The sequence below is a fragment of the Faecalibacterium sp. An122 genome (assembly GCF_002160895.1).
GTDB lineage: Bacteria > Bacillota > Clostridia > Oscillospirales > Ruminococcaceae > Faecalibacterium.
On sequence record NZ_NFLL01000003.1, the window covers coordinates 1 to 12,564 of the forward strand.

Sequence of the window (12,564 nt, forward strand, 5' to 3'; positions counted from 1 at the left end):
CATGGGAAAGACGCTCGTACAGGGCTGTGATTTTTCCCTTGTCCGGCTGTTTCTTCATGGGGTGTAACCTCCTTTCTTGAGGGTGCGCGCTCCCTTTATCCTTATTGTAAATTACCATTTGGGTCTGTCACCACATAGGAGCTGTGCATCTGCATCAGGTTCGGTTTCAGCCAGAAGCGGGTCTTGCCGGAACCGGAGCCACCGATCACCAGCACATTTTTGTTTCTGGCGGTCTTGGGGTCCTTGGGGCGGCTGTTCATGGTCAGGCTCTCGGTTTTAGTCAGAATCACATTGTTCTGGAACACCGGGTCGATGTAGGGTGCGATGTCCTCATGGGTGCCCCAGCGGGCGCTGCCATACTCCATACCGTGCCGGTACTTCTTGGCGTTCTTGCTTTTGAGATACACGGCCAATCGCAGGCCAGCGCCGCAGCACAGCCCCACCAGCAGGTCCAAAGGGTGCAGGCTGGGCCACCAGCTGGCCAGCGCCACCGGCAGCGTGGAGAAGAACGAAAGCATTTTTGCCGAAGCGTCCGCACCCACGGCCATCCGCCATCCTTCACCGAAGTTGGTTGCGAACAGCCCCATCAGGATATAGGGCATATTCAGCAAAAGGAGCTTTTTGATGTCAAGTTGCTTTTTCATCTTCATCGTTCCAGCTCCTTCCGCTTGTTCCGGTCCACAACGGCGTGTTTCACCAGCTCTTTGAACTGGCTCAGCTTTGCCAGCACGGACGGACGCTCTGTTTTCTGCGCCTTTCTGACCTTCTTGCCGGTGTACTCGGTAAAGGCAGCGGTCAGGGCATCCGCATCGCGGCCTTTGAAAAAGATCAGGTACTTGGGCGGGGAGCTGCTGCGGTCCTTCTTCACCGCATAGTCAACGCCGTATTTCCGGGCGATCTTTTCAAACTCCTTGATGGAGGGGTCGGTGATCTCGATGTTGGAAACGCCCTGATTCTGGCCGATCAGCTGCTTCACCGTCTGTTTGCCGTGGGGAATCACGGGGGTATCCCGGCTTTTCTGCTTTTGCAGCTTCTTTTCCTTGCGGTGGGCAAGGTACTTGGTGATGGCGGCCTTAAACAGCCGCCCGGTAAACTTTGTTCCGCTGACTACCAGCGTCAAAGTCCTGTTTTCCACTTCCTCCTGCATAGGTCATCGCCTCCTTTCCACGGATTTTGCAGGGGTGGCGCTTGATACTAAGGCGGGACCACCAGCCGCCGCAGCAGGTATTTCATCATGGCAGGCTCCTTTCAACGCAGCTGATCGGAGCGGTCATAGTACAGATGTCCCTGGCGCACCTTGGCATGGCTGAGAATCTTGATGTGGCCCTTTTCCTGGTTCTCCAGGCTTTTCTGGTATCCGGCCTCCGTCAGAAACAGGCGGGTCCGTTCGCCTTTCCAGCCCACCGGCGAATCGTGGGTCAGCACATCGAAGATAATCATGTGCCGGGTGTCCTCGGCAAACCGCTCCAAATCCATGTACTCATGGCCGTGGTAGTTCTGCGCCCCGGCCTTGAGCCGCATTTCCTCCATCAGCTGGCCCACGGTCTTACGCTCAGGCATGGCGCGCACCTCCTTTCCCGCGTCCCTGGCCTTTCACAGTCAGGATACCGTCCAGGGTGGTAGCGGTGATCCGCAGGCGCTCAGCGGTGGCGATGTCATTCTTCACGGTCTCGTCGATGCCGTGGCCGCAGACCACCAGCACATGGGACCGGCGCAGATAGTCTCGCGCCATATCCAGCCCGTCCTTGTGTTCCTGGGGAATCTCGTCCTTGAGGAAGGTGGACAAGAACAGAACCGGGCAGATGGGCGAATACCCGGCGTCGTACACCTGGCGGCAGTAGGTGGCAGCGTTCTCGGCGTTCTCATACTGGTTGTTGCTCCAGGGAGCCGTAATGTAGGCAAGAGGTCGTTTCATGGCAAAATCCTTTCTCCCGGTATTGCCGGGCAACAGAAAAGCGGCTGTTTACCAGCCGCCTGTGTTCATATCGTGATTGACTTGTACGGTGTAGTGATTGCTGATCGTGGTGGGCGCGTTGAACAGCACTGCAAGCAAATACTGTTTCATATTGCGGACCTCCGTGGTGTTTTTCTGCATACCGTCCATGACAAATCGGATATGCTCGCTATCCAGCTTCAAGAACCGGGAGCGCACGACTTCATGGGGAAAGTCGCTGCCAGCGATCCGAGTGGTTTTACGTTTGGCACAAACGGTCTCCACCATCAGCTCCACAATCTCGTCCAGGTCCTCACGGTAGGTCGAAAACTCTCTGCACAGATAGTCATACTCGATGTTCTCCAGAATCAATTCCCGATAATTTTCTATCTCTGAGACAGACATCGCATCCCTTCCTTTCCGTTCCGGCAGCTGTGCTGCCGCTGTTTCCCGGAAGGGAATGGAATCGGTACTTGCTCCATGAGTATTTTGTTTTTGAGTATTTGGTTTCTCTATATTTAATTCTGCGGGCTTTTCCGTATCCGGTTTATCCAGATACGGGTTTTCCGTATCTGGTGAAGCCGTATCTGGTACAGCCGTATCCGGCCTTGGCGTTTCTGGCTGCCTGGGCTGGGGTTTCTCATAAATCACATACTCGGTGTCGCTGATCCGGCCTTGTTGGTCCCGCAGCTGGTTCCGCACGATGTAACCGGCGGTTTCCAACTCCCGCAGCGCACTGCCGATGGCATCAACGCCCTCCTTGCAGATTTTCGCAAGTCCACGGGTAGTATAGTTCCAGTCATCAGGCAGGGATAACATCATGGAAAGAAGCCCCTTTGCCTTGAGGGATAGTTCGTGGTTCCGCAGGTGATGATTGCTCATCACGGTATAATCTTTGGTCCGTTCAATGCGAAAAACGGCCATTGACTTCACTCCTTTCTAATTTTAGGGCATGAAAAAAGCCACAATCCTTCGTGAAAAAGACTGTGGCTTTCAGCTGTTTTTGTTGTTCTGCCAGGGCCGGTAAGGACGCTTGTACTTCGGCGGATGACTGAACATCGGCTCATGCTCCGAAAACGGGAGGGTCTGCAAAACCCGGTCAATGTCGGTGGATTCCATATCATACTGGGACTGGCAACTTTCCCGGATGGCATCTTTGATGCTCTGGACAGTACACATATTCATTCCTTTCCTTTCGTAGTGATAATGAGTTTACGGGTGGCGGCGGCGCTTGTCCGGTTTGAAGTCGAGCACATGGCCCTCGATCACACGGGCATACCGCTTGATTTTGATTTCCCGACGCTTCTGGCTTACGAGGGCGGCCTGATACCCGTCCTCCGTAAGAAACAGCCGCATATCATCGCCGGGGCAGCCGTAGGAACAAGGGCGCTGAACGGAAAACTCGATCATCCAGCGGGTGCTGTCCTGAAAACGCTCTACGGCCAAGATATTGTGTCCTTTCAGCTCACGGGCTGAAATATCCCTCATAGGCGGCTCCTTTCATCGTTCCTGGTCTCTCTGGCGCTTCTTCTGCCACGCCTCCAGCAGTTTGATAATGGTTTCCTGCATCCGCTGGGGCGTATAGCTTTTGGGGAAATACTTCCGCAGGGTGTCGGAGGTGAAAGTCACTTTGTCGAGATCACTTTTCTTTTCCTCACCCATGATGACGCGCATCATATCGAGGGTCAGATGTCCCTCCTGGCTGTATTTCTTGAGTCGCTGAGCCTGGGAGAGAGAGGGGGTAGCCTGTTCGCTGTCCATCGCGTCCAGCAAATCCCGCTGTTCTTCTTTTTTGAGAAAGGACAGCTCATAAGCCGGATTGAGGGCGATTTTCTTTTCATCGACCATATCCAGCAGTTCGGGAATCAGCTCCGTCAGGCGGATATAGCGCTGCACCTGGTTCCTACTCGAACCAGCCTGCTGCGCCAACAATTCATCTGCACGCAACTTCGTCCCAAGTTGGGACGAAGTTAAGTCCCCCCGTGCGCCTTGGTGTTTCATAGCCTCCAGCTTCATCTTGTAAGCAAAGGCCCTTTCGCTGGGGAGCAGGCTTTCACGTTGTAAGTTGCTGTCCACCATGATGATAGTGGCAGCATCATCGTCCAGGTCTCGGACAATGACAGGCATGGTTTCTTTCTCGGCCAGCTCACTGGCCCGGTGCCGCCTGTGACCGGCAACCAGCTCATAGCCGCCCTCCGGGTCCGGGCGGGCGATCGCCGGAACCAGAACACCATACTGCCGAACGCTGTCGGCGGTCTCCATCATGGCCTCGTCATCCTTGACTTTGAAGGGATGCCCCTTAAATGGGTGCAGCTCAGACAGCGGAATTTCCTGTATCTTCTCCAGCTTGGCATCCTGGCGGCTTTCCTCGGTGGAAAACAAATCATCGTATGGAGCCAGCTCTACTTTTTTCGCGCTGCTTTTCAAGTTTTATCACCTCCTTGGTCAGATTCTTATAGCCCTCGGCCACCTTGCCATTAGGGTCATGGGCAAAAATGCTTTTGCCCTCGGCGCTGATCTCCTTTGCCCGGACAGAATGGGGAATCTCGGTGCCGAACACCTTGATTTTGCTGCCATAGGTCTCCCGCAGCAGGGCGGCAATCTCCTTGGCGAAGTTGGTGCGGTTGTCCACCATCGTCAGCAATATGCCGTCGATCTGGAGCTTGGGGTTGATCTGCCGCTTCACCTTGTTTACGGTCTGGAGCAGCTGTTCCAGGCCCTTGGCGGGCAGGTACTCCGCCTGAACGGGGATTATGACCCTGTTGGCGGCGGCCAGGGCGTTGACCGTGAGCATACCCAGGGATGGCTGGCAGTCAATCAGGATATGGGAATACTGTCCCTTGAGCGTGTCCAGATACTGCCGCAGGATGGTCTCTCGGCTCATGGCGTTCACCAGGGAGACCTCCATGCCGGAGAGCTGGATGTCTGCGGGCATCAGGTCAACGCCCTCCGGGTGGTGCAGGATACCCTCGCCGGGGCGCAGCGGCTCGTCCATCAGGATACGGCCCATCGCGTCGGACAGGGTAAAGGGCAGCTTGTCCGGCTGGGGGTGGCCCAGGCTGATGGTCAGGCTGCCTTGCGGGTCCCCGTCGATCAGCAGCACTTTCTTTCCGGCCTGCGCCAGCCCAATCCCCAGGTTCGCGCAGGTGGTTGTCTTGCCAACGCCGCCTTTCTGGTTGGCGATGGCGATGATTTGCGTGTTCAATGACTTCACCTCATTTCTGAATTGTTCTATGGCTTCTGGAAATAGAAAAAGCCGCCACTTCAAAAATTGAAAGTGACGGCCTTTTCTTATCCCGGAATGAAATTCCCCGGAAACGCAAAAAGCGCCCAGTAGAAAATACTGAGCGCTTGGCGATTAGATTTATTCTCTTTTGTTCAAATTAGGTCAAATTCAGACAAACCGTTTTCACGAAAAAGGTCTCTTGGAGATGTATAAATAAACATCCCCTTGGCATCCCAAAATCGCGTCTCGGTTGTCCTATTTTTTAACCCATAAGCCCTCTTTTTGGGGTGGTTGTCCACCATTTAACCCATAGAAAACGGGTTAAAAGAGGCTTCGTTCTGTCAAATTGCGTCAAACCATTTGAAAAGGAAAAACCCCGGAAACCGCGTAGTTCCGGGGTTTTTGACCACTTTTGATAAAGTTTAGCGCTTGCTGAACTGCGGAGCGCGACGGGCAGCCTTGAGGCCGTACTTCTTGCGCTCCTTCATACGAGGATCGCGGGTCAGGTAGCCGGCCTTCTTCAGGACAGCGCGGTTCTCCTCATTCTGCTGCAGCATAGCGCGGCTCAGGCCGTGACGGATGGCGCCGGCCTGGCCGGAAACGCCGCCGCCTGCAACGCGGACAACCACATCAAACTTATCCTCAACGCCCAGCAGAACCAGCGGAGCGCGGACAATCAGCTTCAGGGTCTCCAGACCGAAGTAGTTGTCCAGATCACGGTCGTTGATGGTGATCTTGCCGGTGCCGGCGTAGACGCGAACACGGGCAACGGAATCCTTACGACGACCAGTGCCGTAGAAATAAGGTTTGGTTTCGTACATATTCGATTGCCTCCTTCTTAGAACTCGATCTTCTCGGGCTTCTGTGCAGCGTGAGCGTGCTCAGCACCCTTGTAGCAGTGCAGGCGGGTCAGAGCCTTGGCACCGATGGTGTTGGACGGGATCATGCCCTTGACAGCGTAGGTCATAGCCAGGTTGCTGTTCTCAGCCATCAGCTTCTTGTACTGGACCTTCTTCAGGCCGCCGATGTAGGCAGAGTGGGTGATGTGGAACTTCTGCTCAGCCTTCTTGCCGGTCAGGACAGCCTGATCGCAGTTGATGATGACAACAAAGTCACCGCAGTCCACATTGGGGGTGAAATCGACTTTCTGCTTGCCGCGCAGCAGGACGGCGGCCTCAGCAGCGACGCGGCCCAGCGGCTTGCCGGCAGCGTCGAGCAGGTACCACTTACGCTCGACTTCAGCGGGCTTCACGAGAGTAGTGCTCATATATATTTCCTCCTGATAAGCATTCGTAACAGTTCAGGCGCCGGGTGGGCGCGAATGATAGTATATACCATCAAAAGCTGCCTGTCAACACGATTTTTTGATTTTTTCAGCTCAAATTTATCATTCTTTCAAAATCTCTTGTTTTCTCTTGAATGCTCTTGAATTCTCGCGTCGCATTTTTGCTTTTCGGGGCGCGGCCAAAGCGGGGTTTTCTTTGCATGGGCGCTGTAAATCCGCCGTGTTTTATGCTATACTATAAGATACGCTGTGTTCAGCGTTCATCACGAGTAAAAAGGAGATTTTCCACATGCCCAGAGAGATCGACCGCCAGGCCGCCGCCCAGAAGCGTTCCTCACGGCTTCTGGTGGGGATGGCAGCGTTTATATTGGTGGGCGTCGTCGTCTACGGCGTCCTGCTGTTCATGACCAGCCGCCGCACCCCCGCCAACCCCGACACCCACTACACCGCCGAAAACGGCATCTCGGTCTATTATGAGTCGGCCGCATGGCCGGTCTGCCGCATGACCGAGGACCCCACCCTGGGCCCGGTGCTGGAGCTGGCTTCCAGCGAGGACCCCGACAACGACCAGTATCAGGTGGTGCTGTTCCAGCGGGGAGACGCCTCCACCTATGAGGACTTCCTGACCAAGAGCCAGGATGACCTGCGGGCCAACTACGGCGTCATCAGCCCCAAGAAAATCGACATCGAGGTGGAGGGCGCCACGGTGGAGGCCGTCCGCTGTGACATCCAGGCCTATTATGCGGTGCTGGCCACCATCACCTACGACAGCGGGGATGTGATTTACGTCTCGGCCCTGACCCGGCTGGCATCCATCAACGACGTGTTGAATCTGATTGAAAGTGTGGCCCTGGCATGAGTGAACCGAAAGCAATGCAGCGCCTCACCGGCCTGATGCGCAAGGCCGTCCAGGATTATGAGATGCTGGCCCCCGGGGACCGGGTGCTGGTGGGCGTTTCGGGAGGCAAGGACAGCGTGGCCCTGACGGTGGGGCTGGCCCTTCTGCGTCAGTACATCGGCTTTGACTATGAGCTGCAGGCCGTTACCCTGGACCCCCAGTTCGGCCGGCAGCCGGGGGATTATTCCCGGCTGGCCCAGCTGATGGAGCGGTACAACATCCCGTATCAGGTCCGCCGCACCGACATCGGCCCGGTGATCTTTGAGGAGCGGCAGGAAAAGAACCCCTGCGCCCTCTGCGCCAAGCTCCGCCGGGGCGCGCTCCACACGGCGGCCCAGGAACTGGGCTGCAACAAGGTGGCTCTGGGCCATCATCTGGACGACGCCATCGAGACCTTTTATATGAACCTGTGGCAGGAGGGACGGATCGGGTGTTTTTCCCCGGTGACCTACCTGTCCCGCCGGGATTTGACCTTGATCCGGCCCATGCTGCTGGCCACCGAGGCCGAGGTCCGGGCCGCCGTCTACGAGGAGGAACTGCCCATCGTCAAGAGCCTCTGCCCCGCCGACGGCACCACCACCCGGGAGCGGACCAAGGATTTTGTCCATGAGCGGTGCCGCACCGACCATGCCTTCCGCCAGAAAACCCTGCACGCCCTGCAGGAGAGCGGGATCGACGGCTGGCGGCCCCTGCACACCGGGCGGGGCTCTTTTAAAATCCCGCAGAAGAAAGGAAAGGCGGAGGAGAAGCTATGAACGAGCCTTTTGAGCGGCACGTCTGGGCCGAAATCGACCTGGACGCCCTGCGCCATAATTTTCGCATCACCCGGCAGCAGGCCGGCGGCCTGCCCCTGTGCGCTGTGGTCAAGGCCGACGCCTACGGCCACGGCGCAGTCCGGTGCGCCCAGGCCTTTGCCGAGGAGGGCGCGGCCTGGCTGGCAGTGAGCCGTCTGACTGAGGCGCTGGAACTGCGCCGGGCCGGGCAGAAGCTGCCCATCCTGATTCTGGGCCGCACCGAGCCCCAGTACGCCCGGGTTCTGGCCCAGTACCAGATCGCCCAGTGCTGCTATTCGCTGGCCTATGCCCGGGCCCTGTCCCAGGAGGCGCAGAAGGCGGGGACAAAGGTGCAGATCCACCTGAAAGCCGACACCGGCATGGGCCGGATCGGCTTTGCCCTCCGCACCGACTTTGACGACGCCGTCCGGGAAATGGCCGAGGCGGCATCCCTGCCGGGCCTGGAGATGACCGGACTGTTCCAGCACTTCGCCGCCGCCGACGAGGCCGGCGAGGACAGCGAAGCCTATACCGCCGGACAGCACGCCCTCTTTGTGCGGGCCTTTGAGGCCCTGCGGGCCGCCGGCCGGGAGCCGGCTCTGGTCCATTGCGACAACTCCGCCGGAACCCTGCTCCATCCCGACTGGCCCGCCGGCCTGCCCCGGGAGCGCTGCATGGGCCGTCCCGGCATCATTCTGTATGGCTATCCCCCCAGCGCCGAGGTGTCCTGCCCCGACCTGCGCCCCGTCATGACCCTGAAAACCGTGGTCAGCATGGTGAAGGAGCTGCAGCCCGGCCAGTCGGTGAGCTATGGGCGGCGGTTTACCGCCCAGACTCCCACCCTGGCCGCCACCCTCTGCGCCGGCTATGCCGACGGCTATCCCCGGCTGCTCAGCGAGGGTAAAGGCGTGGTGGACCTGCACGGCCAGCCCTGCCCGGTGCTGGGCCGGGTCTGCATGGATCAGATGCTGGTGGACGTCACCAACGTGCCCCATGTGGCCGACGGGGATGAGGCCATCCTCTGGGGCGGCAGCGGCGCCGGAGACACCGCCGAAACCATCGCCCAAAAAACCGGCACCATCTCTTACGAGGTTTTGTGCGGGGTGGCCCGCCGGGTGCCCCGCGTCTACCTGGAAAACGGCCGGGCCGTCTTTGTTGACGACCACCTGGACAGCTGAACCTTCACTCGTTTCACGGAGGAACCCATGGCAAACAAAAACATCCGCAATTTCTGCATCATTGCCCACATCGACCACGGCAAATCCACCCTGTCCGACCGCATCCTCGAGCTGACCGAGAGCGTGGATGAGCGGACCATGTCCGACCAGATTCTGGATAACATGGACATCGAGCGGGAGCGTGGCATCACCATCAAGGCCCGGGCCGTCACCATGCACTATACCGCCAAGGATGGCCAGGTGTATGAGCTGAACCTCATCGACACCCCGGGCCATGTGGACTTCGCCTATGAAGTCAGCCGCAGCCTGGCGGCCTGTGAGGGCGCCATCCTGGTGATTGACGCCACCCAGGGCGTGGAAGCCCAGACCCTGGCCAATACCTATATGGCGCTGGAACACGACCTGGAGCTGGTGCCGGTGCTGAACAAGATCGACCTGCCCAGCGCCCACCCCGACGAGGTGGCCCAGGAGGTGGAGGACGTCATTGGCCTGCCCTGCCTGGACGCGCCCCGCATTTCGGCCAAGGTGGGCCTGAACATCGACCAGGTGCTGGAACGGGTGGTGGCGGACATTCCGGCCCCCACCGGCGACCCCGACGCCCCCCTCAAGGCCCTGATTTTCGACAGCGTCTACGACAGCTACAAGGGCGTTATCGTCTACATCCGCGTCTTTGAGGGCACCGTCAAGCCGGGAGATACCATCCTGCTGATGGCCACCGGGGCCAAGTTCACCCTGGTGGAGGTGGGCCATATGGGCGCCACCAACCTGTCCCCCTGCGACCAGCTGTCGGCCGGCGAGGTCGGCTACCTCACCGCCAGCATCAAGACGGTGCAGGACACCCGTGTGGGCGACACCGTCACCCTGGCAGACAATCCCACCCCCGAGGCCCTGCCGGGTTACCGTCAGGTCAAGCCCATGGTGTTCTGCGGCGTGTATCCCGCCGACGGCAAGCGCTATCCCGACCTGAAGGACGCCCTGGAAAAGCTCCAGCTCAACGACGCATCCCTGACCTATGAGCCCGAAAACAGCGCCGCGCTGGGCTTTGGTTTCCGGTGCGGCTTCCTGGGCCTGCTCCATATGGAGATCATCACCGAGCGCCTGGAGCGGGAATTTGACCTGGATCTGGTCACCACCACCCCCGGCGTTCAGTATCGGATCACCCTCACCGACGGCACCGAAAAGGTTATTTCCAACCCCTCCGAGTACCCCGATCCCTCCCAGATCGCCAAGCAGGAGGAGCCCTTTGTGGACGTCCACCTCTACACCCCCAACGAGTACGTGGGCGGTCTGATGGACCTGTGCCAGCAGAAGCGGGGCGTCCTCATCAACATGAAGTATATGGACGACGTCCGGGTGGACCTGCACTACGTGATGCCTCTGGGCGAGATCGTCTACGATTTCTTCGACGCCATCAAGAGCCGCAGCCGCGGCTACGCCAGCTACGACTACGAGTTCAAGGAGTACCAGGAGAGCGACCTGGTGCGTCTGGACTTCCTGCTGGCGGGCGACCCGGTGGACGCCCTGTCCATGATCGTATTCCGTGACAACGCCTACGCCAAGGGCCGCCGCATCTGCGAGAAGCTGCGGGACAACATTCCCCGGACCCTGTTTGAGATTCCGGTTCAGGCTGCGGTGGGCGGCAAGGTCATCGCCCGCGAAACCGTCAAGGCCATGCGCAAGGACGTGCTGGCCAAGTGCTACGGCGGCGACATCACCCGCAAAAAGAAGCTGCTGGAAAAGCAGAAGGAAGGTAAAAAGAAGATGCGTCAGCTGGGCTCGGTCTCCCTGCCCAGCGAGGCCTTCACCGCCGTCCTCAAACTCGACAACTCCGACGACTAACCTTTTCACTGGGTACCATACACTCTGGCCGCTCTTTGGAACGTTTGTGGGGGTTGCAGACCATGCCGCGCTCACATTACGTCCGGGCTGCGCCCGGATACGATGCAAAGTTCAAGATAAACCGGATTCCTCTTTTGAGAAGGTATTTGCGGTTTGAGCCGTTTGCATGAAAGTCGGACAAGCATAAAGCGGGGACCTTCCAGGGCCCCGCAGGGATAAAAAGAAAAGCCTCTGTTCCATCCGCAAGGGTAGAACAGAGGCTTTTTATTTTGAATGAAGCAGTTTCAAAAGAAACAGGGCTGGACCGGAAATCAGGGAGAAACCGGTCAGAAAGGCAGGCCATTTTCGACGCAGCTCAGACAAGGCCGATAGCAACCATAAATAATGATACGGATACCTGGCAGCTCAGACGCGGCTCGCGCCACAACAGGCCGCAACTATAAACAATGATACCCGATGAAGTTTGCATCGTACCCGACCGCAGGTCGGACGTAGCGTGAGCGCGGCAAAGTTTGCAACCCTCACAAACGTTATAAAGAGCGGCTAGAGTGTATGGTACCCAGTGAAACCTCTTGCGCTTAGCCGATTTTTGCAGCGCGCCGCGGTGGGCGCTTGCAAAAATCGGAGCGCTGCGCCAGCTTTGGCCCGGCTGTTTCGTCCGCAGGACGCGCCGGGCCAAAGCTGCCTTTGCCTTCTTTTTCTTTCAAGAAAAAGAAGGTTAGCCGCCCAGGTATGCGGTCTGAACTTTTTCGTTAGTGAGGAGCTCGGCGCCGGTGCCTTCCATGACGATGCGGCCGGTCTCCAGAACGTAGGCGCGGTCCGCAATGGACAGAGCCATCTGAGCGTTCTGCTCCACCAGAAGGATGGTCATGCCCTCCTTGTGGACGTTCTGAATGATGTCGAAGATTTCCTGCACCATCAGGGGAGACAGACCCATGGAAGGCTCGTCCAGCATCAGCATGGATGCGTTGCTCATCAGGGCGCGGCCCATGGCCAGCATCTGCTGCTCACCGCCCGACAGGGTGCCGGCCATCTGGCGGCGGCGCTCCTTCAGACGGGGGAACAGGGTAAAGACCTTCTCCATGTTGGGCGCAATGGTGCTGCGGTCCTGGGTATAGCCGCCCATCTCCAGGTTTTCCTCCACCGACATGTGCAGGAACACCCGCCGTCCCTCGGGAACCTGAGCCAGGCCCGCCTGGACGATTTTGTGGGCGCGCATCCCTGAGATGTTCTGCCCCTTGTAGGTGATGGAACCGGTCTTGCTGTGCAGCAGGCCCGAGATGGTTTTCAGGTTGGTGGATTTGCCGGCGCCGTTGGCGCCGATCAGGGTCACGATCTCGCCCTCATCCACATGGAAGGAGATGTCCTTGATGGCGTGGATGGCGCCGTAGTAGACGTTGATGCCCTCAACGTTCAGCATAGTCTGTGCCAT

15 protein-coding genes and 1 pseudogene are annotated in these 12,564 nt (G+C 58.3%); 4 read left to right on the forward strand and 12 right to left on the reverse strand.

Annotated features, from left to right (window positions below; genetic code table 11):
* Positions 1 to 119: 119 nt before the first annotated feature.
* The 11 genes and pseudogenes from B5E67_RS03330 to rplM form a co-directional block, all read right to left on the reverse strand.
* Positions 120 to 644 (reverse strand): annotated as a pseudogene (locus tag B5E67_RS03330) (type IV secretory system conjugative DNA transfer family protein); the annotation flags it as partial.
* A gap of 2 nt (positions 645 to 646) precedes the next feature.
* Entirely contained in the window at positions 647 to 1,147 is a 501-nt protein-coding gene (locus B5E67_RS03335; protein ID WP_002576352.1) for a PcfB family protein, read from the reverse strand.
* A gap of 101 nt (positions 1,148 to 1,248) precedes the next feature.
* The gene (locus tag B5E67_RS03340) at positions 1,249 to 1,560 is read right to left on the reverse strand and encodes a DUF5720 family protein (RefSeq protein WP_002576353.1); all 312 of its coding nucleotides are present in this window, start codon (positions 1,558 to 1,560) and stop codon (positions 1,249 to 1,251) included.
* Positions 1,553 to 1,915 carry a hypothetical protein gene (locus B5E67_RS03345; RefSeq protein WP_002576354.1) on the reverse strand — a complete coding sequence of 121 codons (363 nt, stop codon included), beginning with the start codon at positions 1,913 to 1,915 and terminating at the stop codon, positions 1,553 to 1,555. The genes B5E67_RS03340 and B5E67_RS03345 overlap by 8 nt, the downstream gene beginning before the upstream one ends.
* 48 nt (positions 1,916 to 1,963) lie before the next feature.
* Positions 1,964 to 2,857, reverse strand: coding sequence for a DUF6017 domain-containing protein (locus B5E67_RS03350; RefSeq protein WP_002576355.1), 894 nt, complete (start codon positions 2,855 to 2,857; stop codon positions 1,964 to 1,966).
* A 69-nt stretch (positions 2,858 to 2,926) separates the two neighbouring features.
* On the reverse strand, positions 2,927 to 3,118 hold the full coding sequence (locus tag B5E67_RS03355; protein ID WP_002576356.1) for a hypothetical protein: 192 nt from the start codon (positions 3,116 to 3,118) through the stop codon (positions 2,927 to 2,929).
* A gap of 27 nt (positions 3,119 to 3,145) precedes the next feature.
* A complete protein-coding gene (locus B5E67_RS03360) occupies positions 3,146 to 3,421 on the reverse strand; it encodes a DUF5720 family protein (RefSeq protein WP_002576357.1) in 276 nt (91 codons plus the stop codon).
* Positions 3,422 to 3,433: 12 nt separating this feature from the next.
* Positions 3,434 to 4,360, reverse strand: coding sequence for a ParB/RepB/Spo0J family partition protein (locus tag B5E67_RS03365; protein ID WP_002576358.1), 927 nt, complete (start codon positions 4,358 to 4,360; stop codon positions 3,434 to 3,436).
* Positions 4,317 to 5,138: a ParA family protein gene (locus B5E67_RS03370; RefSeq protein ID WP_002576359.1), complete on the reverse strand. Its 822-nt coding sequence runs from the start codon at positions 5,136 to 5,138 to the stop codon at positions 4,317 to 4,319. Before B5E67_RS03370 ends, B5E67_RS03365 begins: the two co-directional genes overlap by 44 nt.
* Positions 5,139 to 5,581: 443 nt before the next feature.
* A complete protein-coding gene (rpsI, locus tag B5E67_RS03375) occupies positions 5,582 to 5,980 on the reverse strand; it encodes a 30S ribosomal protein S9 (RefSeq protein ID WP_087247624.1) in 399 nt (132 codons plus the stop codon).
* Between the two features lie 17 nt (positions 5,981 to 5,997).
* A complete protein-coding gene (gene rplM / locus B5E67_RS03380) occupies positions 5,998 to 6,426 on the reverse strand; it encodes a 50S ribosomal protein L13 (RefSeq protein WP_087247626.1) in 429 nt (142 codons plus the stop codon).
* 307 nt (positions 6,427 to 6,733) lie between these two features.
* On the opposite strand from rplM, the gene B5E67_RS03385 reads away from it, so the two are divergent.
* The 4 genes from B5E67_RS03385 to lepA are packed head-to-tail and all read left to right on the forward strand — an operon-like array spanning position 6,734 to position 11,132.
* The gene (locus tag B5E67_RS03385; RefSeq protein ID WP_087382903.1) at positions 6,734 to 7,303 is read left to right on the forward strand and encodes a hypothetical protein; all 570 of its coding nucleotides are present in this window, start codon (positions 6,734 to 6,736) and stop codon (positions 7,301 to 7,303) included.
* Positions 7,300 to 8,097, forward strand: coding sequence for a tRNA 2-thiocytidine biosynthesis TtcA family protein (locus B5E67_RS03390; protein ID WP_087382906.1), 798 nt, complete (start codon positions 7,300 to 7,302; stop codon positions 8,095 to 8,097). Before B5E67_RS03385 ends, B5E67_RS03390 begins: the two co-directional genes overlap by 4 nt.
* Positions 8,094 to 9,293, forward strand: coding sequence for an alanine racemase (alr, locus tag B5E67_RS03395; protein ID WP_087382909.1), 1,200 nt, complete (start codon positions 8,094 to 8,096; stop codon positions 9,291 to 9,293). The genes B5E67_RS03390 and alr overlap by 4 nt, the downstream gene beginning before the upstream one ends.
* Before the next feature lie 27 nt (positions 9,294 to 9,320).
* Positions 9,321 to 11,132: a translation elongation factor 4 gene (gene lepA, locus B5E67_RS03400; RefSeq protein WP_087247635.1), complete on the forward strand. Its 1,812-nt coding sequence runs from the start codon at positions 9,321 to 9,323 to the stop codon at positions 11,130 to 11,132.
* Between the two features lie 718 nt (positions 11,133 to 11,850).
* Here the strand turns inward: lepA and B5E67_RS03405 are convergent.
* A complete protein-coding gene (locus B5E67_RS03405) occupies positions 11,851 to 12,564 on the reverse strand; it encodes an ABC transporter ATP-binding protein (RefSeq protein WP_087247637.1) in 714 nt (237 codons plus the stop codon).

Coding starts and splice junctions, on each gene's coding strand:
- B5E67_RS03335 (WP_002576352.1), bottom strand. CDS start 1,147: ATGCAGGAGGAAGTGGAAAACAGGACTTTGACGCTGGTAGTCAGCGGA.
- B5E67_RS03340 (WP_002576353.1), bottom strand. CDS start 1,560: ATGCCTGAGCGTAAGACCGTGGGCCAGCTGATGGAGGAAATGCGGCTC.
- B5E67_RS03345 (WP_002576354.1), bottom strand. CDS start 1,915: ATGAAACGACCTCTTGCCTACATTACGGCTCCCTGGAGCAACAACCAG.
- B5E67_RS03350 (WP_002576355.1), bottom strand. CDS start 2,857: ATGGCCGTTTTTCGCATTGAACGGACCAAAGATTATACCGTGATGAGC.
- B5E67_RS03355 (WP_002576356.1), bottom strand. CDS start 3,118: ATGAATATGTGTACTGTCCAGAGCATCAAAGATGCCATCCGGGAAAGT.
- B5E67_RS03360 (WP_002576357.1), bottom strand. CDS start 3,421: ATGAGGGATATTTCAGCCCGTGAGCTGAAAGGACACAATATCTTGGCC.
- rpsI (WP_087247624.1), bottom strand. CDS start 5,980: ATGTACGAAACCAAACCTTATTTCTACGGCACTGGTCGTCGTAAGGAT.
- rplM (WP_087247626.1), bottom strand. CDS start 6,426: ATGAGCACTACTCTCGTGAAGCCCGCTGAAGTCGAGCGTAAGTGGTAC.
- B5E67_RS03385 (WP_087382903.1), top strand. CDS start 6,734: ATGCCCAGAGAGATCGACCGCCAGGCCGCCGCCCAGAAGCGTTCCTCA.
- B5E67_RS03390 (WP_087382906.1), top strand. CDS start 7,300: ATGAGTGAACCGAAAGCAATGCAGCGCCTCACCGGCCTGATGCGCAAG.
- alr (WP_087382909.1), top strand. CDS start 8,094: ATGAACGAGCCTTTTGAGCGGCACGTCTGGGCCGAAATCGACCTGGAC.
- lepA (WP_087247635.1), top strand. CDS start 9,321: ATGGCAAACAAAAACATCCGCAATTTCTGCATCATTGCCCACATCGAC.
- B5E67_RS03405 (WP_087247637.1), bottom strand. CDS start 12,564: ATGGCACAGACTATGCTGAACGTTGAGGGCATCAACGTCTACTACGGC.